The sequence below is a fragment of the Halomicrobium sp. HArcht1-1 genome, from assembly GCF_058933285.1.
Map to the genome: position 1 here is coordinate 1,265,435 of NZ_JBZYDL010000001.1, position 24,583 is coordinate 1,290,017.

The 24,583-nt window shown below is 66.7% G+C and carries 22 protein-coding genes and 1 tRNA gene; 18 read left to right on the forward strand and 5 right to left on the reverse strand.

Going from position 1 to position 24,583, the window contains the following annotated elements; translation table 11 throughout:
* Genes nuoL through AC5FRZ_RS06750 form a run of 3 tightly spaced genes read left to right on the forward strand, consistent with a single transcriptional unit; the run spans position 1 to position 5,135 of the window.
* Complete coding sequence (gene nuoL, locus AC5FRZ_RS06740; RefSeq protein ID WP_493564214.1) at positions 1-2,076, forward strand: NADH-quinone oxidoreductase subunit L; 2,076 nt, start codon at positions 1-3, stop codon at positions 2,074-2,076.
* A complete protein-coding gene (locus AC5FRZ_RS06745; RefSeq protein ID WP_170093946.1) occupies positions 2,077-3,645 on the forward strand; it encodes a complex I subunit 4 family protein in 1,569 nt (522 codons plus the stop codon). It abuts the gene before it with no gap.
* Positions 3,645-5,135 carry an NADH-quinone oxidoreductase subunit N gene (locus AC5FRZ_RS06750; RefSeq protein WP_493564215.1) on the forward strand — a complete coding sequence of 497 codons (1,491 nt, stop codon included), beginning with the start codon at positions 3,645-3,647 and terminating at the stop codon, positions 5,133-5,135. The genes AC5FRZ_RS06745 and AC5FRZ_RS06750 overlap by 1 nt, the downstream gene beginning before the upstream one ends.
* Here AC5FRZ_RS06750 and AC5FRZ_RS06755 read toward each other — a convergent pair.
* On the reverse strand, positions 5,132-6,079 hold the full coding sequence (locus AC5FRZ_RS06755; protein WP_493564216.1) for an MBL fold metallo-hydrolase: 948 nt from the start codon (positions 6,077-6,079) through the stop codon (positions 5,132-5,134). The two genes, AC5FRZ_RS06750 and AC5FRZ_RS06755, sit on opposite strands and share 4 nt — an antisense overlap.
* Positions 6,080-6,168: 89 nt before the next feature.
* On the opposite strand from AC5FRZ_RS06755, the gene AC5FRZ_RS06760 reads away from it, so the two are divergent.
* The 3 genes from AC5FRZ_RS06760 (at position 6,169) to AC5FRZ_RS06770 (ending at position 7,453) form a co-directional block, all read left to right on the forward strand.
* Positions 6,169-6,429, forward strand: coding sequence for a DUF7553 family protein (locus AC5FRZ_RS06760; RefSeq protein WP_493564217.1), 261 nt, complete (start codon positions 6,169-6,171; stop codon positions 6,427-6,429).
* Between the two features lie 48 nt (positions 6,430-6,477).
* Positions 6,478-6,551 (forward strand) — tRNA-Val (locus AC5FRZ_RS06765).
* A gap of 338 nt (positions 6,552-6,889) precedes the next feature.
* Positions 6,890-7,453 carry a hypothetical protein gene (locus tag AC5FRZ_RS06770; RefSeq protein ID WP_153553078.1) on the forward strand — a complete coding sequence of 188 codons (564 nt, stop codon included), beginning with the start codon at positions 6,890-6,892 and terminating at the stop codon, positions 7,451-7,453.
* 36 nt (positions 7,454-7,489) lie between these two features.
* On the opposite strand, the gene AC5FRZ_RS06775 is transcribed toward AC5FRZ_RS06770, so the two are convergent.
* The gene (locus AC5FRZ_RS06775) at positions 7,490-7,852 is read right to left on the reverse strand and encodes a hypothetical protein (protein WP_170093949.1); all 363 of its coding nucleotides are present in this window, start codon (positions 7,850-7,852) and stop codon (positions 7,490-7,492) included.
* 111 nt (positions 7,853-7,963) lie between these two features.
* On the opposite strand from AC5FRZ_RS06775, the gene AC5FRZ_RS06780 reads away from it, so the two are divergent.
* The 8 genes from AC5FRZ_RS06780 (at position 7,964) to AC5FRZ_RS06815 (ending at position 16,134) form a co-directional block, all read left to right on the forward strand.
* The gene (locus AC5FRZ_RS06780; protein WP_493564218.1) at positions 7,964-8,749 is read left to right on the forward strand and encodes a TSUP family transporter; all 786 of its coding nucleotides are present in this window, start codon (positions 7,964-7,966) and stop codon (positions 8,747-8,749) included.
* A gap of 80 nt (positions 8,750-8,829) precedes the next feature.
* Positions 8,830-9,978 carry a thiamine ABC transporter substrate-binding protein gene (locus AC5FRZ_RS06785; RefSeq protein ID WP_208628171.1) on the forward strand — a complete coding sequence of 383 codons (1,149 nt, stop codon included), beginning with the start codon at positions 8,830-8,832 and terminating at the stop codon, positions 9,976-9,978.
* Between the two features lies 1 nt (position 9,979).
* Positions 9,980-11,677 (forward strand): ABC transporter permease, encoded by a 1,698-nt coding sequence (locus AC5FRZ_RS06790; protein ID WP_493564219.1) that lies wholly within the window; start codon positions 9,980-9,982, stop codon positions 11,675-11,677.
* Positions 11,674-12,732, forward strand: coding sequence for an ABC transporter ATP-binding protein (locus tag AC5FRZ_RS06795; RefSeq protein ID WP_493565078.1), 1,059 nt, complete (start codon positions 11,674-11,676; stop codon positions 12,730-12,732). The genes AC5FRZ_RS06790 and AC5FRZ_RS06795 overlap by 4 nt, the downstream gene beginning before the upstream one ends.
* Positions 12,733-12,790: 58 nt before the next feature.
* On the forward strand, positions 12,791-13,798 hold the full coding sequence (locus AC5FRZ_RS06800; RefSeq protein WP_372479216.1) for an AIR synthase family protein: 1,008 nt from the start codon (positions 12,791-12,793) through the stop codon (positions 13,796-13,798).
* A 68-nt stretch (positions 13,799-13,866) separates the two neighbouring features.
* Positions 13,867-14,118 carry a DUF7996 family protein gene (locus AC5FRZ_RS06805; protein ID WP_153553084.1) on the forward strand — a complete coding sequence of 84 codons (252 nt, stop codon included), beginning with the start codon at positions 13,867-13,869 and terminating at the stop codon, positions 14,116-14,118.
* A 54-nt stretch (positions 14,119-14,172) separates the two neighbouring features.
* The gene (locus tag AC5FRZ_RS06810; RefSeq protein WP_493564220.1) at positions 14,173-15,489 is read left to right on the forward strand and encodes a glycoside hydrolase family 68 protein; all 1,317 of its coding nucleotides are present in this window, start codon (positions 14,173-14,175) and stop codon (positions 15,487-15,489) included.
* A gap of 168 nt (positions 15,490-15,657) precedes the next feature.
* The gene (locus AC5FRZ_RS06815) at positions 15,658-16,134 is read left to right on the forward strand and encodes a hypothetical protein (RefSeq protein WP_493564221.1); all 477 of its coding nucleotides are present in this window, start codon (positions 15,658-15,660) and stop codon (positions 16,132-16,134) included.
* Between the two features lie 8 nt (positions 16,135-16,142).
* Here the strand turns inward: AC5FRZ_RS06815 and AC5FRZ_RS06820 are convergent, their stop codons facing one another.
* The 3 genes from AC5FRZ_RS06820 to AC5FRZ_RS06830 all read right to left on the reverse strand — a co-directional run bounded on the left by AC5FRZ_RS06820 (position 16,143) and on the right by AC5FRZ_RS06830 (position 20,496).
* Positions 16,143-18,260 carry a GH32 C-terminal domain-containing protein gene (locus AC5FRZ_RS06820; RefSeq protein ID WP_493564222.1) on the reverse strand — a complete coding sequence of 706 codons (2,118 nt, stop codon included), beginning with the start codon at positions 18,258-18,260 and terminating at the stop codon, positions 16,143-16,145.
* Between the two features lie 528 nt (positions 18,261-18,788).
* Positions 18,789-19,898, reverse strand: coding sequence for an actin-like salactin (locus AC5FRZ_RS06825; protein ID WP_493564223.1), 1,110 nt, complete (start codon positions 19,896-19,898; stop codon positions 18,789-18,791).
* 109 nt (positions 19,899-20,007) lie between these two features.
* Entirely contained in the window at positions 20,008-20,496 is a 489-nt protein-coding gene (locus tag AC5FRZ_RS06830; RefSeq protein ID WP_170093958.1) for a FlaD/FlaE family flagellar protein, read from the reverse strand.
* 173 nt (positions 20,497-20,669) lie between these two features.
* On the opposite strand from AC5FRZ_RS06830, the gene AC5FRZ_RS06835 reads away from it, so the two are divergent.
* The 4 genes from AC5FRZ_RS06835 (at position 20,670) to AC5FRZ_RS06850 (ending at position 24,547) form a co-directional block, all read left to right on the forward strand.
* A complete protein-coding gene (locus tag AC5FRZ_RS06835) occupies positions 20,670-21,581 on the forward strand; it encodes a ParA family protein (RefSeq protein WP_153553089.1) in 912 nt (303 codons plus the stop codon).
* On the forward strand, positions 21,578-22,870 hold the full coding sequence (locus tag AC5FRZ_RS06840; RefSeq protein WP_493564224.1) for a chemotaxis protein CheW: 1,293 nt from the start codon (positions 21,578-21,580) through the stop codon (positions 22,868-22,870). The genes AC5FRZ_RS06835 and AC5FRZ_RS06840 overlap by 4 nt, the downstream gene beginning before the upstream one ends.
* A gap of 132 nt (positions 22,871-23,002) precedes the next feature.
* Complete coding sequence (locus AC5FRZ_RS06845; protein ID WP_170093960.1) at positions 23,003-24,109, forward strand: OBG GTPase family GTP-binding protein; 1,107 nt, start codon at positions 23,003-23,005, stop codon at positions 24,107-24,109.
* Positions 24,110-24,112: 3 nt separating this feature from the next.
* Positions 24,113-24,547 (forward strand): TIGR04206 family protein, encoded by a 435-nt coding sequence (locus AC5FRZ_RS06850; protein WP_170093961.1) that lies wholly within the window; start codon positions 24,113-24,115, stop codon positions 24,545-24,547.
* Positions 24,548-24,583: the final 36 nt, after the last annotated feature.

Sequence of the window (24,583 nt, forward strand, 5' to 3'; positions counted from 1 at the left end):
ATGACTGCATTCGACTACGCACCCGCGATCGCGTTGCTTCCGTTCGTATCGTTCCTCGTCGCGCTGTTCGGCGGGCAGTACCTCCCGAAGAAGGGGGCTCTGGCCGGGATCGCAGCCACGGCCGGTTCGCTCGTGCTGTCGGCGTGGGTCGCGCTGACCGTCGCCGGGGGCCAGACGTACAACGAGGCGCTGTACACCTTCACGGCGGGACTGGAGACGTTCGAACTCCACCTCGGGATCCTCATCGATCCGCTGACGGCGCTGATGCTGCTGATCGTCTCCTTTATCGCCCTGCTCGTCCACGTCTTCTCGCTTGGCTACATGAACGACGAGGGCGAGACCGGCCTCCCACGCTACTACGCCGGCCTCGGGCTGTTCACCGCGAGCATGCTCGGGTTCGTCTACGCCGACAACATCCTGATGGCGTTCATGTTCTTCGAGCTGGTCGGCCTCTGTTCGTACCTCCTGATCGGCTTCAACTTCCGGGAAGCAGGCCCGCCAAGCGCCGCCAAGAAGGCGTTCCTGGTCACCCGCTTCGGTGACTACTTCTTCCTGATCGGCGTCGTCGGCATCTTCGTCACCTTCGCTGGAGCGACCCAGACGCCCGGTCTGTTCGCTGGCGAGGGTTCGTTCCCGGTCGTCGCAGAACACGCGATCATGGACGGCGCGACCGAGGGGCTGAACACCTTCGGCTTCGAGCCCCAGACGTGGTTCACGATCCTCGGACTGCTCGTGCTCGGCGGCGTGATGGGCAAGTCCGCCCAGTTCCCGCTGCACACGTGGCTGCCCGACGCGATGGAAGGTCCGACGCCGGTCTCGGCGCTGATCCACGCGGCGACGATGGTCGCGGCCGGTGTCTACCTCGTCGCGCGGATGTACGGCTTCTACGCGCTGACGCCGACGACGCTCGCGGTGATCGCGCTCGTCGGCGGCTTCACGGCCCTGTTCGCGGCGACGATGGGCGTCGTCAAGCAGGAACTCAAGCAGGTGCTCGCCTACTCCACGATCTCGCAGTACGGCTACATGATGCTCGCGCTGGGGTCGGGTGGCTACATCGCCGCCGTCTTCCACCTGACCACCCACGCGGTGTTCAAGGCGCTCCTGTTCCTCGGTGCCGGTGCGGTGATCATCGCGATGCACCACGAGGAGAACATGTGGGAGATGGGCGGACTCAAGGACAAGATGCCCGTCACCTACTACACGTTCCTCGCGGGCTCGCTCGCGCTGGCTGGCATCGTTCCCTTCGCCGGCTTCTGGTCGAAAGACGAGGTACTGTACGAGGCCCTGATCCACGGGTTCGGGACCGAGGGTGGTCTCGGTACCGTCTTCCTCGTCGCGTACGCGATGGGACTGCTCGCCGTCTTCTTCACCGGCTTCTACACCTTCCGGATGGTCTACCTGACCTTCCACGGTGAGCCCCGGACCGAGACGGCCAAGAAGCCCCACGGCGTTCGCTGGAACGTCAAGGGACCGCTGACGGTCCTGGGCATCCTCGCGACGACGATCGGCTTCGTCAACCTCGCCCCGGTCAAGAAGCTCACCGGCCTCGAGGTCGACTTTCTCCACAAGTGGCTACTCGGTGGGGAAGGGTCCGGCTGGGAGGCACTGCTAACCGGCTACCACCACTACGAGGCGGTTCTCCACGACGGGCCGGCACACGTCCTCGTCGGTGAGCCACTCGGGGCGACGGGGACGCTGATCGCCTCCGCGCTCCTCTCGCTCGGTCTCGCGGTCGCTGGCGTCCTCGCCGCACGCTCGCTGTACAGGGTGCCCGAACCGGTCGAACACACGGACAAACTCGGCTCGATCAAGACGCTGCTCATGCACAACTACTACCAGGACGAGTATCAGGTCTGGCTCGCGACGGGGTTCACCTACCCGCTCTCACGGGCCGCAGACAAGTTCGATCAGGGCGTGATCGACGGCGTCGTCAACGGAATTAGCAGCGTCAGTCTGTTCTCCGGCAGCCGCGTTCGCCGCCTCCAGACTGGCGTCGTCACCAACTACGCGCTGTTCATCACGATCGCACTGGTCGTGTTACTGGTCGTCTTCGGCCTCTCAGGGGGGTGGTTCTAGATGGTCGCCGTCGCCGCACTGCTGGCCGTCACGCTGCTCGGTGCCATCGCGACCTTCCTGGTCGACGACCGCTACGCCGCGAAGTTCGCGACCGCAGTGAGCACGATCCCGCTCGTCGGCTCGGTGTGGATGTACTACGTCTACCTCACCGAGTACCAGGGCGTCGGGAACGCCTTGCTCTCGCCTGACACGGTCGCTTTCAGACAGACGATCGACTGGATCGAGCTGGGCGGCTACACGATCCAGTACTCCGTCGGACTGGACGGCGTGAGCATGCCGCTGCTGGCTCTGACCGGCATCCTGACGACGCTCGCACTCGTGAGCTCGTGGACGCCGATCGACGAGCGCCAGTCGCAGTTCTACGGACTGATGCTCCTGATGGAGGTCAGTCTCATCGGCGTCTTCTCGGCGCTCGATTTCTTCTTCTGGTTCGTCTTCTGGGAGGGCGTCCTCATCCCGATGTACCTGCTGATCGGGGTCTGGGGCGGCCCGCGCCGGAAGTACGCAGCGATCAAGTTCTTCGTCTACACGAACGTGGCGTCGCTGGTCATGTTCGTGGGCTTCTTCGCGCTGGTGTTCTCGCTCGGTGACTCCATCGCGACGCTCGGCCTGCCCGAGATCACGCAGGCCCTCGTCGCCGGTGAGATGGGATCGCTGGCCGGTATCGGCGTCGCGGACCTGAAGCTGCTGGCGTTCGTGCTAATGTTCGTCGGCTTCGCGGTGAAGGTACCCGTCTTCCCGCTGCACACGTGGCTGCCTGACGCCCACGTCGAGGCACCGACGCCGGTGTCGGTGATGCTGGCTGGCGTCCTCCTGAAGATGGGGACCTACGCGCTGTTGCGGTTCAACTTCACGATGCTGTCGGACGTGGCGACGGGATCGGTCCTCGCGATCATGCCGGTCGCGATCGCGGTGATCGGCGTGTTCAGCGTCATCTACGGTGCGTTGCTCGCACTCGCACAGCGTGACCTCAAGCGCATCGTCGCGTACTCCTCGATCTCGTCGATGGGCTACGTCATCCTCGGTCTCGTCGCGTTCACGCCACACGGCATGGGCGGGGCGACCTTCCAGATGATCTCTCACGGCCTGATCTCCGGGCTGATGTTCATGGCCGTCGGCGTGATCTACAACGAGACGCACACGCGCATGGTCGGCGACATGTCCGGCCTCGCAGACCGGATGCCGTGGACGGTCGGCATCTTCGTCTCGGCAGCCTTCGGTTACATGGGGCTGCCCCTGATGAGCGGGTTCGCCGCCGAGGTGTTCATCTTCCTCGGTTCCTTCGGTGCGACCGACACGCTGGGGACGCTCGCGCCGGTGCTGACCTCGATCGCGATGTTCGGCATCGTGATCGTCGCCGGCTACCTCCTGTGGGCGATGCAGCGGACCCTCTTCGGTGGCTACGAGCTCGAAACGGACTACGAGCTCGACGGTGCGGCGTTCCACGACGTGGCACCGCTTGCAGTCCTGCTCTTGCTGGTCATCCTGCTCGGGGTCGCTCCCGACCTCTCCTACGGGATGATCCAGGAAGCGGTTAATCCGATCCTCGACATCGGAGGTGGTGTCTAATGGTACAACTTCCAACGTGGACGGCCCTCAGCCCGACGCTCCTGCTCGGTCTGACGGCGATCGTCCTCCTGCTCGTCGATAGCATCGATCCGGACTCCTCGAACAACGAACTGCTGGCCGGGGTCGCGGGGCTCGGCTCGCTCGCCGCCGCAGTGACGAGCGTCTGGTTCATCGTCGCCGGCACGGGCCTGCCGGCCGAGAACGGCGAGTTGATCTCCCTGTTCGACGACCAGCTCGTCGTCGACCAGATGGCGCTGTTCTTCTCGTTCCTGGTCGCCAGCGTCCTCACGCTGGTGGTCGTCGCTAGCTACGACTACATGGCGGACAAGGCCCGTCAGGCCAAGTACTACTCCCTGACGGTCATGGCCGCGACGGGGATGAGCCTGCTGGGCAGCGCCAACGGGCTCGCGGTTGCGTTCGTCGCCCTCGAACTGGCCTCTCTGCCATCGTACGCGCTCGTGGCGATCCTCAAGACGAACAAGGGCAGCGTCGAGGCCGCACTGAAGTACTTCCTCGTCGGTGCGCTCTCCTCGGGCGTGTTCCTGTACGGCATCTCGCTGGTGTACGGTGCGACCGGCTCGCTCCAGTTCGACGCCGTCGCAGCGGCACTGACCGACGGCGTGCCCGCGGGCATCCTCGGCATCGGCGTCCTGATGATCGTCGGCGGCGTCGCGTTCAAGACCGCGAGCGTCCCCTTCCACTTCTGGGCACCGGAAGCCTACGAGGGCGCGCCGGCTCCGATCTCGGCGTTCCTCTCTTCGGCTTCCAAGGCCGCGGGCTTCGTGCTCGCGTTCCGCGTGTTCGTCACCGCGCTCATGGGCGATGCGGTCCTCGCTGCCATCGACTGGGTGCTGGTCTTCCAGGTCCTGGCCGTCGTGACGATGTTCGTCGGGAACTTCGCGGCCGCGACCCAGGAGAACGTCAAGCGGATGCTGGCCTACTCCAGCGTCGGCCACGCCGGCTACGTGCTGATCGGACTGGCCGCACTGACCGGCGGCAGTACCGACGCCTACGTGCTCGGGTCGGGGATGATGCACCTACTGGTCTACGGCTTCATGAACACGGGTGCGTTCCTGTTCATCGCGCTGGCCGAGTACTGGGACATCGGACGCACCTTCGAGGACTACAACGGGCTCGCGACCCAGGCGCCGCTGGCCTGTGCGGCCATGACGGTGTTCCTGTTTAGCCTCGCTGGCCTGCCCATCGGCGGTGGCTTCTTCTCGAAGTTCAATCTGCTGATGGCGACCGTCCGCTCGGGGACGTGGTTCCTCGGTGCGGCGCTGATCATCAACAGCGCGCTGAGCCTCTACTACTACACGCGGGTCGTCAAAGCCATGTGGATCGAAGAGCCCGCCAGCAGCCTGGAGATCGAGCGGTACCCGATCGGGCTGTACACCGCAGTGCTCGTGGCTGCGCTCGTGACGGTCCTGCTCCTGCCGGGCTTCAACGCGGTGTCTCAGACCGCAGAAACCGCTGCGAGCCTGCTCTAAGCGCGCTCGTAGAGCAGGACGCCGCCGCTCTCCGCTCGCTCGACGCGACCTCGTTCTTCCAGCACGTCCAGGTGGCCGACAGCCTCGCTCATGCCCGAGAACTGCTCGGTCACGGGGAGATCACCGAACAACTCCTCCATCACGTTGACCGGCGTCGTGGGACTGTCCAGTAGCGCCTCGACGTCGTCGGTGCGGTCCTCGTGTTCGGCTCTGATGGCCTCGATGCGCGCGCTTGGCTCCTCGATGTCCGTTCTGTGGCCCGGCAGGAACCGATCGTACCCCGCCGTCGCGAGCCGATCGAGCGAGTCGTTGTATCGCGGCAGCACCCGCGGCCGCGGCTCGTCGTCGTCGGCCGGCGGCTGGAGGAAGGGGTTCGGTGTGATGTCGGCGAGGACGTTGTCGCCGACGATCGCTCGGCGTTCGCCGTCGGCCTCGAACGCGAAGAGGACCTCGCCGACGGAGTGGCCGACGAGATCGTCGACCGTGACGAGGCTGTCGTCGACGGCGATCTCGTCGCCGGCAGCGACCGACCGATCGACCGTGACGCTGGACGCGTAGTTGAGGAACGCCTCGGGCAGCTGTGTGACGGTCTCGGCCGTCTCGGCCGCCATGCCACAGCGCTCGAAGAAGTCCACGAAGTACGACTGCTCGTGATCGAGTCGGCCCGCGAAGTCTTCGAGGATCGGCGTCGCGGCGTCGCTGGCGACGATCCGGGCACCCCGTTCGCCAAAGCGGTGGGCCAGCCCGAAGTGGTCCGGGTGGGGGTGCGTGATCAACACTTGCTCGATATCGTCGGGCGCGAGCGACCGCGCCTCCAGCGCCGTCAGCAGCTCCGACCACGCTTCCTCGCTGTCGGGACCGGGATCGACGATCGTTCGACCGGCGAGGTAGCTGTTGACTGGGCCGACCTGAAACGGCGTCGGGAGTGACACACGGCGAAACATACCACCCGTACTTGCTCACGCTGGAAAACAGTTCTCTCAACTCCAGTCGCGCCACAAACGATTTATTCGTCCTCACCCAAAGGTCAGATATGAATCGGCACTTCGAAGACACACGGTACTACCTCACGCGCGCCGCCACGACAGCCAAGCGAGGGTTCGCCGCAGAACTCGAACCGGCCGTGACGAGAGTCCGCGAACTGATCGGCCGAGAGCCCGACCCTCCGGCCGGTCGTCTCGACGAGGTGTCGCTCGACCCGCGCGCGGTGCGAACCGCGGTCGTCGAGAGGGCCACCGACGTGACCGAGACTGTGCGCGACCGCATCACGGCCCGACGTGGGAACGAGCGCTGATCGGGAAGACAATTCTTAAGTCTACCCCTCGAATAGCCTGCACTGTCCGGGTTGGTGATCTAGTCGGTTATGATACCTCCTTCACACGGAGGAAGTCGGCGGTTCGAATCCGCCCCAACCCATTTCTGCGACGAACGGACGTGAGGAGTGAATGGACTCAGCAGATTCGGACCCTGCGAGACGAACGCAGTGAGTCTCGCTTCGGTTCGAATCTGCCCCAACCCATTTTTGACGACACAAACCCGCGAGCGAAGCGAGCGGTCCGTGTCGTCAAAATTGGTGACACGGATTGGAAGCAGACGAGACGAGCATCGCGAGTCTCGGCGCGGTTCGAATCCGCCCCAACCCATTTCTGCGACGAACGGACGTGCGGAGTGAATAGATTTGCCGACTCGCTTTTCGACGGTCCACTGGGTCGACTCGCCCCAACACGTAATCCGCTGGCGGTCGGGGGAGTCGTATGGGCGACGATCCACTGCACGAACGGATGGCCCGCTACGAGCAACTCGCCAGCGAGGCCAGGGAGCGTGCCAGCGAACGCGACGCCGTCGGCGACGAGGTGGGCGACCGACTCGCCGACACGATCGCAGAGGCGGTCGACGAGGCGGGTGTCTCCATCGAGGCCGTCGACCGCTCGCGAGACGGCCACAACTACCGGTTCACGGCGCGACTCGACCGCGCGGCGCTGGTCGCGGCCCTGACCGACGCCTTGCCGGCCGGATTCGTTGTCTCGCACGTCAACGACGACGGATCGCTGAGCATCGAGTGGACGGGCTCGGACCGGACGCCGTCGAAGCGCGAACACGGGGCGGTGCTGAAAGCGATCGTCGCCGAGGCGACCGAGACCGACGCCGACGGACTCATCGAGTCGGTGCCGTCCCGGACCGCCGTCCTCGACCGGGCCGAACAACTGGGGATCGATCGGGAGGACGCTGCAGATCGGCTGAGTCGACTGGCGACGCTGGACGTGGTCGACATCGCCGACGGTCGAGTCTACCCGGACACGAACTTCTCGCGGTACTGAGTGGCTGGTGATCGACGATCCCGGCCGCTCAGTGTGTCACTCGCTGAGGTCGACCGTGCCCTTCGAGTCCCAGATCTCCATCATCAGCTGGGCGAAGGTGGCCGTTCGGACGGGGTAGCCGTCGGTGTTGGTCGCGTCGACGGGCTTGCTGGCGAGTTTCTCGACGATCGTCTCGTTGTAGTCCATGTCCGCGAGCGTCTCGCGCACGTCGAAGGTGAACGTCCCGTCGTCGTCGGTCGTGAGCCACGCGGCGGCCTGTGCCTTCTCGCTGTACTCGATCGTGTACGTCTCACCGCCGACGAGGTCGTAGATGTCGTCGAGGCGTCCGATTTCGAGATCGTCGTCGCCGACCTCGACGAACAGCGTGTCGTCGTCGATGCGGGTGTCGTACCGCTCCATATCCCTACTCGGACGGTGGGGCTCAAAAGACGTGCCGCTTTCCGGCGAGGTCGTGTGTCGCTCGCGAGATCCGCCCCCACTGTCTTGGCCCTCTGTCGCGAACTGACGACCGTGTCGCTCGCACTGACGCCCACGACGGTCGCGGTGTTCGTCGGCGTCGTCCTGATCGCCGGAGCGGTCAACGGCCTCGCCGGCTTCGGATTCGCACTCGTCGGGACGATGGCACTGGCGACCGTGGTCGAACCGACGACGGCAGTCGTGTTCATGATCGTGCCGATTCTGGCGGCCAACGCCTCGCTCGTTCGGGAACTGTCGGTCGAGGACGTACGCAGCTGTGGTCGCCGGTTCGGTCCGCTGCTGGCCGCGGCCCTGATCGGCACCGTCGTCGGGCTGGCCGCGGTCGACCGACTCCCCGCGGCCCCTCTCAGAGTCGGGCTCGGTGTGGTGACGCTCGGCTTCGTCGCGACGGCACAGCGAGCGGTGCCGATTCCGTGGTTCGACCGGCTGAAAGCGGGCTGTTTCGTCGAGACGCCACTGGCGATGGTCGCCATCGGCGCCGTCTCCGGCGTCCTCTTTGGCGGGACCAACGTCGGCGTCCAGCTGATCGCCTATCTGCGGAGTCGCGACCTCTCGCACGAGCTGTTCGTCGGCGTCGCCGCGATGATCTTCCTGGGTCTGAACGCGGTGCGGGTCGGCGCTGCCGGGGCGCTCGGACTGTATCCCGACCTCACGACGGTGGCCCTCTCCGTCGCGGCCGCAGTGCCAGCGGTTGCAGGCGTCGCCGTCGGCCGGCGGCTTCGAGTGCGGATTCCAGAGCGAGCCCGCCGTCGCTTCGTCCTCGGGCTGCTGGCCGTCGTCGGCGTCCGGCTCGTGCTCGGCGGGCTCGGACTCGCCTGATCGCGTAGTCCTGTCGACTCTCTCACCCCTTGCCGGCGAGAGCGTGCGGTTCAAGTATTCCTCGGTGTAACAACTGGGAAATGAGACGACGGAACTTCCTCACGCGAACCGGAGCCGGCCTCGCAGGCCTGACTGCGCTGTCGGGCTGTACCGGCGACGGCGGCGACGGGACCGAGTCGGCGAGTACCGAGAGCGCGACCGACACCGAGGCCACGGAGAGTGCGACCGAGGCGGGAACGACGACCGGGACCGTCGAAGAACTGAGCGGGACGCTGTCGGTCGCGACCTACTCGTCGTTCGTCGGCGACGGCGCGGCCGGCAACTGGCTCAAATCCGAGTTCGAGTCCGAGCACCCGGAGGTGACCGTCGAGTTCGAGACGCCCGAGAACGGGCTCAACCAGTACATCCAGCGCAAGTCCGAGGGCGCGCCGATCGACGCCGACCTGTTCGTCGGGCTCAACACGGGGGAACTCGTCCGGGCCGACGAGCAACTCGACGAGACGCTGTTCGCGACCGCCAGTGACCGCATCGACGGCGCGGACACGGTCAAGTCGGAACTGCAGTTCGATCCCGACGGTCGCGTCGTCCCCTACGACACCGGGTACATCAGCCTCGTCTACGACGAGGGCGAGGTCGACGCGCCGGGCACCTTCGACGCCCTGCTCGAACCCGCCTACGAGGACGCGTTGATCGCCCAGAACGCCCAGCAGTCCGACCCCGGTCGCGCGTTCCTGCTGTGGACGATCTACAACAAGGACCCCGACGGCTATCTCGACTACTGGGAGGGGCTGGTCGACAACGGCGTCACGATCCTCTCGGACTGGGAGCCGGCGTACAACGCGTACTCGGACGAGGAGGCCCCGATGGTCGTCTCGTACTCGACCGACCAGGTGTTCTACCACGGCGAGGGCGTCGACATGTCCCGCCACCAGGTCGGTTTCCTGAACGATCAGGGCTACGCCAACCCCGAGGGGATGGCCCAGTTCGCCGACAGCGACGACGCCGAACTGGCACAGGCGTTCGCCTCCTTCGCACTGACAGCGCCGGCCCAGCGCGAGATCGCCACGCGAAACGTCCAGTTCCCGGCCGTCGAGGGCGTCGACCCCGGCGGCGACTTCGGCGAGTACGCGCTGGAGCCCCCCGAACCTGTCACCTTCACCTACGACGAGCTGTCGGGCAACGTGAGCGGCTGGATCGACGAGTGGGCCCGACAGATCGCGAGCAACTAGGATGGACGCCCGGGTCGACAGACTCGCGCTGCCGGTGGGGGTCATCGCGACACTGGCGACGCTGCTGGTCGTGTTCTACTACCCCGTCGGGAGCGTCCTCGTCGGCGCGGTCCGTGTCGGCGGGGTGCTCTCGCTTGAACCGCTGGGGGCGGTCCTCGGCGACCCGTTCTACGCGGATCTGTTCGGCTTTACGGCGTACCAGGCGCTGCTGTCGACGGTCGCCAGCGTCCTCGTCGGACTGCCGGGCGCGTACCTGCTGGCTCGCTTCGAGTTTCCCGGCCGGCGCTTCCTGCGCTCGGTGACGATTCTCCCCTTCGTCCTGCCCTCGATCATGGTCGCGGTGGGCTTTCTGGCGATGTTCGGCCGCACCGGGCTGTTCAACGACCTGCTCGCCGTCGTCGGGCTCGGCCCGGTCGAACTCACCTTCACGCTGGAGATCATCGTGCTGGCCCACGCCTTCTACAACGCGCCGCTGGTGACGCGACTGGTGACGGCCGCCTGGGAGTCGGTCGACGCGCGACGCGTCGAGACCGCCCGGACGCTGGGTGCGTCACCGCTCGTGGCGTTTCGCGACGTGGTCGTCCCGCAGTTGCTCCCGGCGCTGCTGACCGCCGCGGTGCTCACTTTCCTCTTTACGTTCATGTCGTTCCCGATCGTGCTGGCGCTTGGCGGGCTCGAATTCGCGACCGTCGAGGTGTGGCTGTTCGCCCGCGTTCAGAACCTCGCGCTGACCGAGGCGGCGACGCTCGGCGCTATCGAGACGGCGCTGTCGCTGGGACTGATCTACCTCTACCTCCGGTTCGAGGCGATGCAACTCGGTGCCGGCGGGGGATCTCGTTCGATCGATCGAGAGCCGCTGTTGGCCGGCTGGCGGTCGCTGGTCGATCCGCGCCGGCTCGCGCTCCTGTCGTACGGCGGCGTCGTGCTGATCCTGTTCGTCGGGCCGCTGGCGAGTCTGGTCGTCGAGAGCGTCACGACGCCCGAGGGACAGTTCACGACCGACTACTACGCCTTCCTGCTGGCCCAGCAGGCCTCGGCCGCGACCGGGACGGTCCAGCCGGGGCCGGCGATCACGAACTCGCTGCTCTTTGCGGCCGGCGCGCTCGTGCTCGCGCTCCCGATGGGCGTCGTCGTCTCGGTCGTCGCCGCCCGCGAGACGCGCGGCTCGCGGATCGCCGAGGCGCTGCTGACGGCACCGCTCGCGGTCAGCGGGATCGTCCTCGGTCTGGGGATGCTCCGGACGCTCGTGTTCGGGACGGAGCTGTTCGGCCACCGGCTGACGGTCACCGGCCCGGTCGCGATCGTCGCCGCCCACGCGGTCGCGGGCTACCCCTTCGTCACCCGGACGGTGACGCCGGCACTGAGTGCCATCGACGACCGACTCGTCGACGCCGCCCGCTCGCTGGGTGCGAGCCGGACGACGGCCCTCCTCGACGTGGAACTGCCGCTGATCGCCGCCGCGCTCGTGGCCGGGGCGGCCTTCGCCGTCGCCATCAGCATCGGCGAGTTCGACACGACGGTGTTGCTCGCCGAGGGCGTCGACAGCGCGACGATGCCGGTGGCGCTGGAACGGTACACCGGGAACCGCTCGCTGGGGCCGAACCTCGGACCGGCGACGGCGATGGGGACGGTGTTGCTCGCGGTGACGACCGTCAGCTTCGTGGTGATCGATCGCGTGGGCGGGCGGTGGGAACGATGACGGCACCGGGCGTCGAAATCGAGGGACTGACTGTCGGCTACGACGACGTGACCGCGCTGGACGACGTGTCGCTGTCGGTCGCCGACGGCGAGTTCTTCACTCTCGTCGGCCCCTCGGGCTGTGGGAAGACGACGACGCTGCGCTCGATTGCGGGCCTGGAGTCGCCCGATCGCGGGATCGTTTCGATCGGCGGCCGGGACGTGACCGGCGAGCCGCCCGAGGACCGCGAGACGGGGATCGTCTTCCAGAACTACGCGCTCTTTCCCCACATGAGCGTCCGCGAGAACGTCGCCTACGGGCTCCAGTTTCGCGACAGTCCCGCGCGCGACGACGACGAGCGCGTGACGGAACTGCTGGAACTCGTCGAAGTCGCCGACCTCGCCGACCGCGACCCCGACCAGCTGTCCGGTGGCCAGCAACAGCGGGTCGCGCTGGCGCGTGCGCTCGCACCCGAGCCGGCGGTGCTCTTGCTGGACGAACCCCTCTCGGCGCTGGACGCACAGCTGCGCCAGCGCCTGCGCGTCCAGATCAAGCGGATCCAGTCGGAGCTGGGGATCACCACCGTCTACGTCACCCACGACCAGGCCGAGGCGCTGGCGATCAGCGACCGCGTGGCGGTGCTGCGCGAGGGCCGCGTCGAGCAGGTCGCGACGCCGGAGACGGTGTACCGCGAGCCGGCGACGCGGTTCGTCGCGGAGTTCGTCGGCGACAACAACGTCTTCGACGGCGTCGTCACGCCGGACGGGACGCGGGCAACTGTCGGCGACGCTGCCATCGCGCTCCCGGCTGGCAGTGACTGCGACCGCGGCGAGTCCGTCGTCGTCGCCGTTCGGCCCGAAGCGATCGCCGTCGGCCGGGACAGTGCGGACACGCCGGCTACGGAGCGGACGGTGTCCCTGCGGGCGACGGTCGAGACGGTGGAGTTCCTCGGTGACGCCTACCGAGTCCACTGCGAGTGGCAGGGCCGGACGCTCGTCGTCAAGACCGACGCCGACGAACCGCCCGCGGGCGACGTGGCGCTCCGCGTCGACCCGGCGGACGTGCGCGTCCTCTGACGCCAGGGGAGACGCGCGGATGGCTGGCTCTTTACCTCCCCGCCACCAACGCCGCTCCATGACAGATCTGGGCAAGATCGACGCCTCGTTCTTCGACGAGACGATCTATCCGAACCTCGGCGCGTCGCGGGCCGACGTGACCGTCGGGCCGCGCCACGGCGTCGACTTCGGGGTCCTCGACGTGGGTGGGCAGGCGGTCGTGATCGCGACCGATCCGGTCTCGCTGCTGCCGGAACTCGGGCTCGAACGCGCCGGCCGCTTCGCCCTGGAGATCGTCCTGACCGACGTGGCCGTCTCGGGCGTCCCGCCGACCCACCTGGCGATGAGTCTCACGCTCCCGCCGTCCTGGAGCGACGACGACCTCGCGACGGTGTGGCGGGCGATCAGCGACCACGCCGAGCGCCTGGGCGTGAGCATCGTCTCGGGCCACACCGCGCGCTACCCCGGCATCGACAGCTCGTGGGTCGGGGGTGCGACGGTGCTTGGCGTCGGCGACCACGACGACGTCGTCCGGCCCGACGGTGCGACGCCCGGCGACCAGCTCGTCGTGACGACTGGGCCGGCGGCCGAGGTGACGGGCCTGCTCTCGACGCTGTTTCCCGAGCGGCTGGGCGTCGACGCCGAAACCGTCGCGATCGCACAGGAGCGCGTCGACGACATCGCGGCCGTGGCCGACGCGCGGACGGCCTTCGCCGCCGGTGGCGTCACGGCGATGCACGACGCCACCGAGGGAGGCGTCGTCGGGGGGCTGACCGAGATGGCGACCGGAGCGGGCGTCCGCTTTACCGTCGACAGCGACCGGATGCCGGTCCAGCCCGGCGTCGAGCGGGTGTGTGACGCCCTCGACGTGGATCCGTGGCTGGTGACGAGCGCGGGCACGCTGCTGCTGACCGTCGAGCCGGAGGCCACAGACGACGTGGTCGGGGCGTTGCGTGACCGCGGGACGCCGGCGGCGACCGTCGGCGAGGTCGTCGCCGGTGAGGGGGTCGTCCGGGACGGGGAGCGCGTCCACCCGCCCGACGGCGATCCCTCGTGGGACGCGTTCGACCGACTGAGCGGGGCCTGACACTGCCGGCAGTACGACCTCGCCGACGAGTTCGGCACGCATTTACTCGCGGGGTCCCTTGTGTGGGTATGGTAGCGGACACGAGCGGTCATCGGAACAAGATCGCCTTCGGCCTCGCGTTCGCGACGGTCGTGATCGTTCCCGGACTGGCGAACTACGCGCTCTCCGGGATCGGACTGGACACCCTCGGAAGCGTCGTCTGGGCGATCGGCTACGGGCTCGGTGCGATCGCGATGTGGTCGATCTGGATCAGGCCACTGGAGCTGACCGGACCCGACGGCGTCGACCCCTCGGAGACCAGCGAGGAACACGTCGACTGAATCAGATACAACGGCTGTAGTAACTCTTTTCAGCCAGTCGGCCACACGTGCAGTATGAGCAAGGACAGTGCTGGGACCGCCGTTCCGGGCCACGGCGCGCGGTCAGGGTGGTCGCGCGAACAGGCGAGTCGTATCGAGCGAACCGACGACACGACGGCACCGATCTTCTACCCGCCCGCGACCGATCAGGCACCCGACGTTCACGTCTGGGACACCTGGCTGTTGCGCGAGCGCGACGGCACGGTCGCCACCGTCGACGGCTACCGGGTCGCGTTCTCGCTGACTGCGCCGGCCGACCTGTTGCCGGGCAAGCGCCACGACGTGGCGACGATCCGGTACTTCTACTCGGCCGACGGCCGGACGTGGCAGCCCGGCGGCGTCGTCTTCGAAGAGCCGCTGGGCCAGCGCACCTGGGCCGGCTCCGGGCTGTACGACGACGGCGACATCTACCTCTTCTACACCGCGGCCGGGGAGCGCGGGGCCGACGAACTCACCTACACCCAGCGCATCGTCGGCGCGTCCGGGGGAACGCCGCGCACCGACGGCGACTTTGCCATCGAGGGACCCTGGACCCACCACGAACTGCTCCGCCCGGACGGCGACCGCTACGAGCGCCAGGACCAGTCTCGCGGGATGACCTACACCTTCCGAGATCCGTGGTTCTTCGAGGACCCCGCGACCGGCGAGACGCACCTCCTGTTCGAGGCCAATACGCCGGTGCCCGAGGGCAGCGACGCCTGTGGCGGCGACGCCGCCCACCAGGAGTTCAACGGCAGCGTCGGCCTCGCCCGCTCGCCGACGGGCGACCCGCTCTCCTGGGAGCTGTGTGGCCCGCTCCTCGATTCGGTCTGTGTCAACCAGGAACTCGAACGTCCCCACGTCGTCCGGCGGGACGGCCGCTACTACCTCTTCGTCTCCAGTCACGACCACACCTTCGCGCCGGGGCTCGACGGCTACGACGCGCTGTATGGCTTCGTCGCCGACTCGCTGCGTGGCGACTACGTCCCGCTCAACGACTCCGGACTCGTCGTGACCAACCCCGCGAACGCCCCCTTCCAGGCGTACTCGTGGATGGCCGTTCCTCACCGCGAGGAAGTGCTCGTCCAGAGCTTCTTCAACTACTACGACTTCGACGCCGACTCGATGGATCGGGTCGCAGACCTGCCCGAATCCGAGCAGATGCGACGCTTCGGCGGGACGCTCGCGCCGACGCTGCGCCTCCGGGTCGAAGGGACTCACACGGAGATCCTCGGGACGCTCGATCACTGGCAGATCCCGCTGCCCGACGAGGACCTGCCGCCGACGGACCGCGAGTACTTCGCGGGCGAGAGCGACGACGGCGGCTCGTACCACCGGTATCGTAGCCATTGAAAGTCGATGCACACCCGATCGCACGACGGAAGTGCGATCGGTGTGTCAATCGCTTCAATTGTTACTATAGCGACTGATCTGCGCGTGGGTTCGCCGGTGTCGAAGGTAAAACGCTAAATGCGGCCCTGTCGATCTACCGTCAGGTCTCTCCACCTGGTGTCTCTTGTCGTGCCTGATAGTATCGATACGGACCGTGTGCTGCTTCGGGCGGGCGTGTTTGCCGCGGTCATTTTGCTGGTCGGAGTGGTGCAGTACGCCTCGTTTCGAACACGGTTTGGCATCGGGTCGCAGCTACTGGCAACGGTGTTTTGGGTGACGGTGCTCCTGTCGATCCCACGGTTGCTCACGTCACGGTGGCATGGACGAATCGCGACAGCTCTCTTTCTCGCCGGGTTCTTCCTGGTACTGACCGGTCTGAAAGCGGGATGCTACGGTGCTCCCCATCCAGATGGACCGCTGCTGTTGGCCTACGAATGGGACGCCGACGGACTCCGCTACGGCGGCCGGACGCCAACCGGATATCTGTGCCGTGGACGGCCGCATCTCCTTCAGCTCGTGGTCGGCTATCTTTCCATCGGTGTCGGGGGAGCCCTCACAGCGGGTGAGCCGTTCGACAGTTCCCGATCGACGCCGGAGCATGGATAACCGATGCGCTACCAGATCGACGCCAGATCCCAGGCGTCGACTGTCGGCAGTCGGGCGCGGCCGCCGACGGCTGCGAGGCCGACGCCGGTCGCGTCGTCGCCGGTCGGATAGACGCGACTCGTCAGGCAGTGGCGCTCGTTGGCGAACAGTTCGACGACCGATCCGTCGACGAACACGCGCAGGTCCAGGGGCTCGTCGTACGGTGTGACGGGCACGTGCTGACTGTCGCTCGTCGCGCGCGGGTCGGTACTGGCGCGACTCCGATCGACTTCGAGCACGTCGTCTCTCGTGTACCGCAGCGTCGTGCGCTCGTTCTCTGCCGCCGTCCCGAGCAGCGTCACCTCGACGGCGTCGGCGTCGACCAGCGAGAGCCGGGTGGCGAGTTCGAACGCGCGTCCGTCGGTGTCCAGCCGGGTCGACTCGCCGTCGTCGAGCGTGACGCTCTCGCGGGACTCGCGGTCGCCACGGAGCCGCGTCAGTTCTCGGGCCGGTCGCTGTCGGAGGCGGCCGTCGTCGCCGAGGGACAGCTCTCGCGGGAGCGACATCGTCCCCGACCAGCCGGCGTCCCACTGGGCGCGCACGTCGCGCGCCTCGGGGACCCACCCCCAGGTGAGCAGGCGGCCGTCGTCGGCCCGTAGCGACTGTGGGGCGTAGTAGTCGCCGTGATCCAGCGTCCCGCGCCGCTCCGGCTCGAAGGTCGTGCCGTCGAACCGGCCGAGGAAGTAGACCACGTCCTCGTAGTTCGAGACGTGCAACAGCTGCTTTTCCCCGAGGTCGAGTAGCTCCGGGCACTCCCAGACGGTCTCCTGTGGCGTGTCGCGGTCCCCCGAGAGGATCGGGCCACAGTACTCCCACTCGCGGAGGTCCGGGGACTCGTACAGCAAGACGACGCCGCCGCCGTCGGCCAGTCCGGCCCCGATCAGCTGGTACCAGGTCCCGCCGTCCTGCCAGACGCAGTGATCGCGGAACTCCCCGTTCCACTCCTCGGTCGAGAGCAGGTCCGGTTCGGTCGGGGGCGCTTCGATGATCGGATTGTCCGTCGCTTTCTCCCAGCGCCGCAGGGAGGGGTCGTCCGTCGTCGCGAGACAGGGCAGCTGGTCGCGGCCGCGCCCGCCCGTGTACACGAGCGTCGCCGTGCCGTCGTCGTCGACCGCACAGCCAGACCAGCAGCCGTCGCGGTCGGGACCGTCTGGCGACGGGGTGAGCGCCACGGGTTCGTCCTCCCAGTGGAGGAGATCGTCGCTGACCGCGTGGCCCCAGTGGATCGTGTCGTGGTACGGGCCGCCGGGATTGTACTGGTAGAAGACGTGGTAGCGACCGTTCCACTGGACGACGCCGTTGGGGTCGTTGAGCCAGTTGGCGGGCGTCGAGAGGTGAAACTGCGGGCGGTGTGGGTCGTCCTCGAAGCGATCGCGCAGGGCGGCGATCTCCTCGCCCGTCCGTGGTCGTTCGGGGATCGCGCTGTCGGCGGCGTTCGTCAGGACCGCACGGGCGAGCCTGTCGCGCTGGTCGTGGTCGCCGCCCTCGGCCGCGAAGACGAGGCCGTCACCGAGGCCGACGACGGAGCCCTCACCCAGCGACCAGCCCACGACGGTCACGAGGTCGGGCACGTCGTGGTCGGCGCTGACAGTGCTTGCCAGTACCTCGCCACGTTCCGGAAGGATCGAATCGTAGCGCGCGAGCGTCGCGTCGGTGTCGCCTCTGGTGAGCGGCCGGCGCGTGGTCAGTGGCTCGAACAGGGGGTGGTCGTCGTAGGCTGCCTTGATCAGCGGACCGGTCGGGCCACCGTCTGGATCCGGCCCGACCGCGTCGGGGACGACGGGATCGATCCCGAGGTCGTCTACCGCAGTCAGCGCCGCCAGCGAGAGGACGAGCCCGCCGCCCGAGCGGACGAACGCTCGGAGGACGCCGCCGAGGTCGGCAGTCGATCCCAGTTCCGGGGGCTCGTCGGCGTGCCACCAGCAGGTGTCGAACGCCGCCAGCGAGCGGTCGCCGTCGACGAGGTCGCTCACGGCGACGGGCGTCAGGTCCAATCCCGCCCTCGCGGCCCACTCGTCGGCCGCGATCTGCTCCACGGACCGCCCGCCGTCGTGGAGTGACGCGACACGCACTGCCGTATCAGTCATAAGCGAACAAAGACAAGCACAATCAAAAACCTCCCGCTCTCCGTGGCACCGTCCCGTCTCCCGATGTGCCGGCTGTCAGTCCCGAAGTGACGAGACCGGTCTCAGACGGACAGCCGACGGTCAGACCGGGTTACGGAGCCACCCGCGCCCGAGACTTGTACTCGATGATCGTCTCGTGACACCGCGGGCAGACGAACTCCGTCAGCTTCGTCGTCTCGTCGTTGTAGCTCATTCTGACGCCACACGCCGGACAGTTCATTATAGTTCATGATAGATTCTGCGGTGAGTTAAAGCTTCCGTGGCGGCGTCGTCGAGTGGCGTCTGCTCTCCGAATGACGACCGTCTGACTGAGCTTTAGGTGCAGTTCTCCCCAACAACGAGTCGAATGTTCGACCGTCGTGACACTGACTGTCAAACAGAGTCGCCGATAGTTCGCATCGATCCGACGGCGTTCGAGACGCTGTCACTGTCGAGACCGGCGGATTCTCCGTCGATCGTCCGGTGGTTCGACACGCTGGCGGGCGGCTCCTAGGCGTTCTCGCCGAGGCGCTCTGCGATCCGCTGGGCACCGATCGTCGGGGCGATGTCGGGCTGGTCGGCGGCGATGGCCTCGATCTCGCGGTTCAGTTCCTCGCTGAGCCGGCGCTCGAACTCCTCGACGATCCCCGGGATACAGGCCATGCCGCCAGTGAGGACGACCGGCCGGTCCAGGGCCAGCTGGTACACTTTCATGTAGTCGTTGGCCAGCTCCGGGAGGAACGTGTTGGCGACTTCCTCGACCGCGTCGTCCAGGTACTCGTCGACGGCGTCCATCACGGAGCGTTCGATCGTGAACTCGTGAGAGCCTCCGCCGGGCTGTTGGATGATGTCCGTGAAGGGTTCGAAATCGACGAAGTCGGCGTGTTCCTCTTTGTACTCGCGGGCGGTCTGGGTGTCGATGTTGACCCGCCCCTGGGTCTCTTCCTCGACGTAGTTCGCGATCATGCGGTCGACCTCGTTGCCGGTCACGGCTCCGGTCGTGAACGGCGCGAGCTGTTCACCGCGTCGGTAGGCCGACGCTTCGAGGTTCGTCGATCCCATGTTGACCGCCAGGAAGATCTCGTCGATGGCTTCCAGATCGTCGCCGAAGGCCGGGATCGCACCACAGAGAGACTCGGGGTAGCTCTCGACGAGGCGCTTGCCGATCGAACTGCCCTCGATGACCGAGCTGAGGTTCTCCAGGCCCTGTGGGTTGTCGATCGTCGGAATCGCGTAGACCACGGCGCTGTACTCGGGGAGGGCGTTCTGGTCGATCAACGCCTGGAAGAACGTCTCGGTCAGCTCGGCCCGGTCCTCGTCTTCGGGCAGTCCCGACCGGAGCATGAACTGGACGCGGTCGGGGTACTCTGCGGCCGCTTCCTCGCCGTAGAGGACTTTCTCCTCGCCGGTCAGTGCGTCTTCGTAGGTCGCGAGACAGGTCAGGGTCCTGATGATCTCGTCCTCGGTGCCACGGGCTCCGGGGACGGAGATGACGGTTCGGGTACTGCCGAGCTTCACGCCGATGGGCACTGCCGCCTCGGCGTCGCCGGCCGGTGATTCCTCGTCGACTGACTCTGACTGGTCGCCCGTCGAGGCGTCGTCTGCCGCGTCGTCACTCATGTGCCAGTGGTTTTGCCGCGTCCGATATATATCCCCCGACCGAACTAACAGAGCTGATAATCGAACTGCCAGCAAGCGATCCGCTCGACCATCCGTCCGCGCGACCGGTCTACGCCATCGAGTGGAGCTTCGCGACGTAGACGAGACTCAGCATGTGATCGTCCACGTCGAGGCTGGCACCGTCGTTGGTCCCCGACTCGTCGATGCCACGGAGGTAGTCCGACAGCGACGACTGGACATCGTCGGTGATCCAGTCGATGTCCTCGTAGTAGTCGAGTGCCTCCTCGGCCCCCTGGTACCCCGAGTGCATCAGGAGGAACTCCAGCCACTCGAAGACGACGAACTCGGCCGCGTAGTTCTCGGGCAACGCCGCCAGATACGGCTTCTCCGTACCGTCCGTGCCGAGGAAGGGGAGCAGTTCGCGGTAGAGGCCGGCACGGAACGAATCGCCCGCGGGAGCCTCGCCGCCCTCGTCCATCGCCATTCCCAGCTCGGCCGGATCGAGCGTCTCCTCGTCGCCCATCCCGTTGCCCGGCCGCTGTTGCTTTGCCATCTTCCGTAACTCGTCGAGGTCGTAGTCGCGCGGATTGATGGTCATGATACTGCCCTGTTTCCCCTGCAACGTGTTAAATCTTGCACACAGTCAGACGACCGTCTGACACGCTGAACGACTCGTTCTCTCGCGGGCCCTCGCTGGCTCCCAGTCCAGTCGTTGATAATCGGGAGCGTATTTTTATATTCGGCTAGCGACGAGATCCTGGTACTTCGACGATGAGTCGCCAATCTGGGTCCACTGTAGCGCGCCTGTGTGTGACGAACGCCAAAGGCGGCACCGGGAAGACGACAGTCGCCGTCAACGTGGCCGGCGCGCTCAACGAACGCGGCCGTGACGTGCTGTTCGTCGACCTCGACCCGCAGGGCAACGCCACGGAGGCGCTGGGGTTGGTCGAGAGCTACGACGCCCAGCCACCGACGCTGTTCGACGTGCTGACGAGCGCCGACCAGCGCTCGTCGATCGCGGATCTGATCGTGGACCACGACGAGATGGACGTGGTCCCGAGCAACATCGACATGCTCCAGGTCGAACACGAACTGACCATCGCCGACCTCGTGGCGCGGGTCCAACACGACGACTCGATCGACATCGACCCCAAGACGCTGAGTGACCTCTCGCTGAACGTCACGCCCGACTCCGTTTCGGGCGCGCACGCACTCGACGTACTCGACGAGGCACTCGCCGTGGTCGAAGACGACTACGACTACGTCGTCATCGACTCGCCGCCCTTCTACGGGAAGCTCACGGACACCGGTATCTACGCGTCGCAGAACATTCTCGTCCCGGCGCTGACCGAGGCCTCCTCGGAACGAGCTATCGAACTCCTGATCGACCAGATGGCCGCCCTGGAGGGCCAGACCGGCATCACGGTCAACACGCTGGGCGTGGTCGCCAACCGGGTCGAGAAGACCAACGAAGACGAGACGATGCTGTCGTGGCTCGGCGAGGTGTTCGAGGAGTTCCCGATCTGGGAGGTCCGCAAGCGCGTCGCGCTCCAGCGGGCCTTCACAGCCGGCAGTTCTATCTTCCAGTACGAGGAATCCGTGGACATGGAATCGGTCTTTCTCGACGTCGCGACGGAACTGGACAGACAGTTCGGCCTGCTGGACGAGGAGGTGCCGGCATGAGCGACGACGACGAGCGCATGGACCGCGCCAAACGGATCCGCCGGATGCGAGAGGGCCAGCGCTCTGGCGACGACGCCGACGATTCCGAGGAGGTAGACACAGACGATGCAGCGACCGACGAAGAGCCAGCGCCGGAAGCAGACGAGGAGTCAGAAGCGCCAACGGACGACGACCAGCCGGAAGTGGCGGACGCAGACGACGAGACAGAGGCGACGGAAGCGACCGCAGAGCAGTCTGACACTGCGTCCGAGGCAGTCGGCGACACGGAGACAGACGAGGAGTCGGCCACCGAGGCCGACGACGCAGCGACGGAAGCCGGCGACGACCCAGCAGCGACCGGCGAGGCGTCACCGTCGGAGACGGACGCCGACGATCGACCGACGGACGGTAGCGACACGGCCGTCGAGACGGACGAACCGAGCGAACGAACACACGCTACCCCCCAGAACGAGGCGGCCCAGCAGCCAGCACGGACGGACGGGGCCCCGCAGGGGACGGACAGAACACAGACGAGCGACGACAGTATGAACGAGGGCACTTCGGCGAGCGACCCGGAGGAATCGAACACGACCGACGAGGGGTCACCCGACCCCGAGGCAATCGCACAGCGGGCCGCACAGGCGGCGGCCAGTGTCTCGGGCGGCGGGACAGAGGCCCAGTCGTCTCAGACAGGTGGGGGCGAACCGACGCCGGCAGAGACTGCCGCCGCGGTCCAGGAGGCCAGCGGCGTCGAACTCCCCGACCAGGAACAGATCGACGCTGCGCTGGCGGAGGCCGACGAGTCGACCGAGGACGCCGCGAGCACGGACACCGCACCGTCGGCAGTCGAGTCGGAGAACACGACGACCGAGGAGTCGACGCGCGTCCTGGAGTTTACGCTTGGCGACGAGCACTACTGCATCGACATCTCGCTGGTCGAGGAAATAGTCAAACGCGACACGATCACGCGCGTGCCCAACACCGACGAGTACATCGAGGGCGTGGTCGACCTGCGGGGCCAGATCACGACGATCCTCGATCCGAAGGCGCTGCTCGACATCGACGCCGAGGGCCAGGAATCCCTGATGATCGTCTTCGACCCCGAAGCGTTCGACGACCAGGGCGCGATCGGCTGGATCGTCGACGAGGTACGGCAGGTCGCTCCCGTCATGGAGTCCGAGATCAACGATCCTCCGGTCAAAGAGGAGTACATCCGGGGCGTCGTCGACCGCGACGACGGGTTCGTCATCTGGACGAAACCCGAAGTGGCGATCAAGCTCGCGACCGCCGAGGAGACTGACGACGGGTAGCTGCGGTCCTCTGTTTTCTCGGCACGATACTGCCGGCCGGAACGCTGCGTCTCGCTTCTCGACCCCGGGGTGTGAATATCTCCGACAGTATGAGGAAAGCCTTATTCGGAACCGAGGGCGGATATACTGTTGATGGGGCTCGAAGAGGAGATCCGCGAGATCGAAGAGGAAATCGCCAGCACGCCCTACAACAAGTCCACAGAGGCTCATATCGGCCGGCTCAAGTCCAAGCTCGCGGAGAAAAAGGAGAAGCTCGAACAGCAAGACTCCTCGGGCGGTGGCGGCGGCTACGCCGTCGAGAAACACGGCGACGCCACCGTCGCGCTCGTCGGCTTCCCGAGCGTCGGGAAGTCGACGCTGTTGAACGCCCTCACGAACGCCGAGAGCGAGACGGGCTCCTACGAGTTCACGACGCTTGACGTGAACCCCGGGATGCTCCAGTACCGCGGGGCCAACATTCAGATGCTGGACGTACCCGGACTGATCGAGGGTGCGGCCGCCGGCAAGGGCGACGGCCAGGCCGTGCTCTCGGTCGTCCGGACTGCGGACCTGATCGTGTTCGTCCTGTCGGTGTTCGAGATCGACCAGTACCAGCGTCTCAGCGAGGAACTGTACAAGAACAAGGTCCGCGTCGACCGGGAGCCACCGCGGGTCTCGATCCGGCGCAAGGCCAAGGACGGCCTCTCGATCAACGCCAGCGTCGACCTCGATCTCGACGAGGAGACGATCAAGGGCGTCCTCCGCGAGCACGGCCACGTGAACGCGAACGTCACGATCGGCGAGCAGGTCGACATCGACCGGCTCATCGACGGCGTGATGGACAACCGCGTCTACGTCCCCTCCGCCGTCGTCGTCAACAAGGCGGATCTCATCGAGCCCGACTACAAGGAGACTGTCGACGCACAACTGCGCGACTACGACATCGATCCCGACGACGCCGTGTTCATCAGCGCCGTCGAAGAGCGCGGCCTGGATGCGCTCCGCGAGCGGATCTGGGAGGAACTCGGACTCATCCGGATCTACATGGACAAGCCCGGCCGGGGCATCGACAAGGATGAGCCGCTGATCCTCCGGCGGGGCCAGACCGTCGAGGACGCCTGCGAGAAGCTCGGCGGCGACTTCGAGGAGCGCTTCCGCTTCGCCCGCGTGAGCGGCCCGAGCGCCATGCACGAGGAACAGCAGGTCGGTCAGGACCACGAACTCGAAGACGAAGACGTGTTGCGGATCCTCACGGAGTGACGGATGGACCGACGCCTCGGCGCGATCTGTCTGCTGGCAGTTCTCCCGTGGTCCGTGGCCGTGGCCGGGACCGTCACATTCGTGTTCCCCTTCGCGCTGGTCGACCCTAACACCGGCGCGATCACCACCATCGACGCCTACTACTTCCGCCAGACGACAGTGCTCCCGCCCTTCTTGCAGGCGTGGGGGATCGGTGTCGTCCTCTATCTCGGTGCCGTCGCCAGCGCCCTCGCCGGGCGTGTGCTGGGCCGCGAGGACCGCCGCGTGACCGACGGGCTGCTCTTGCTCGCCGGACTGACCCAGCTGTCGCTCGCACACGGCTTCGGTCGCCAGCCCGGCCGCTTCGCGATCCCGCTGGGGACGGTGCTGTGTGTCGCCGTCGTCTGGTGGTTCGACTGGTCGACAGTCCGCGCCGGTGTCGGGCTGTCATCGGAGTGACGGCTGGCACTAGGCTTTTCGGCTCGCACCGTCTTC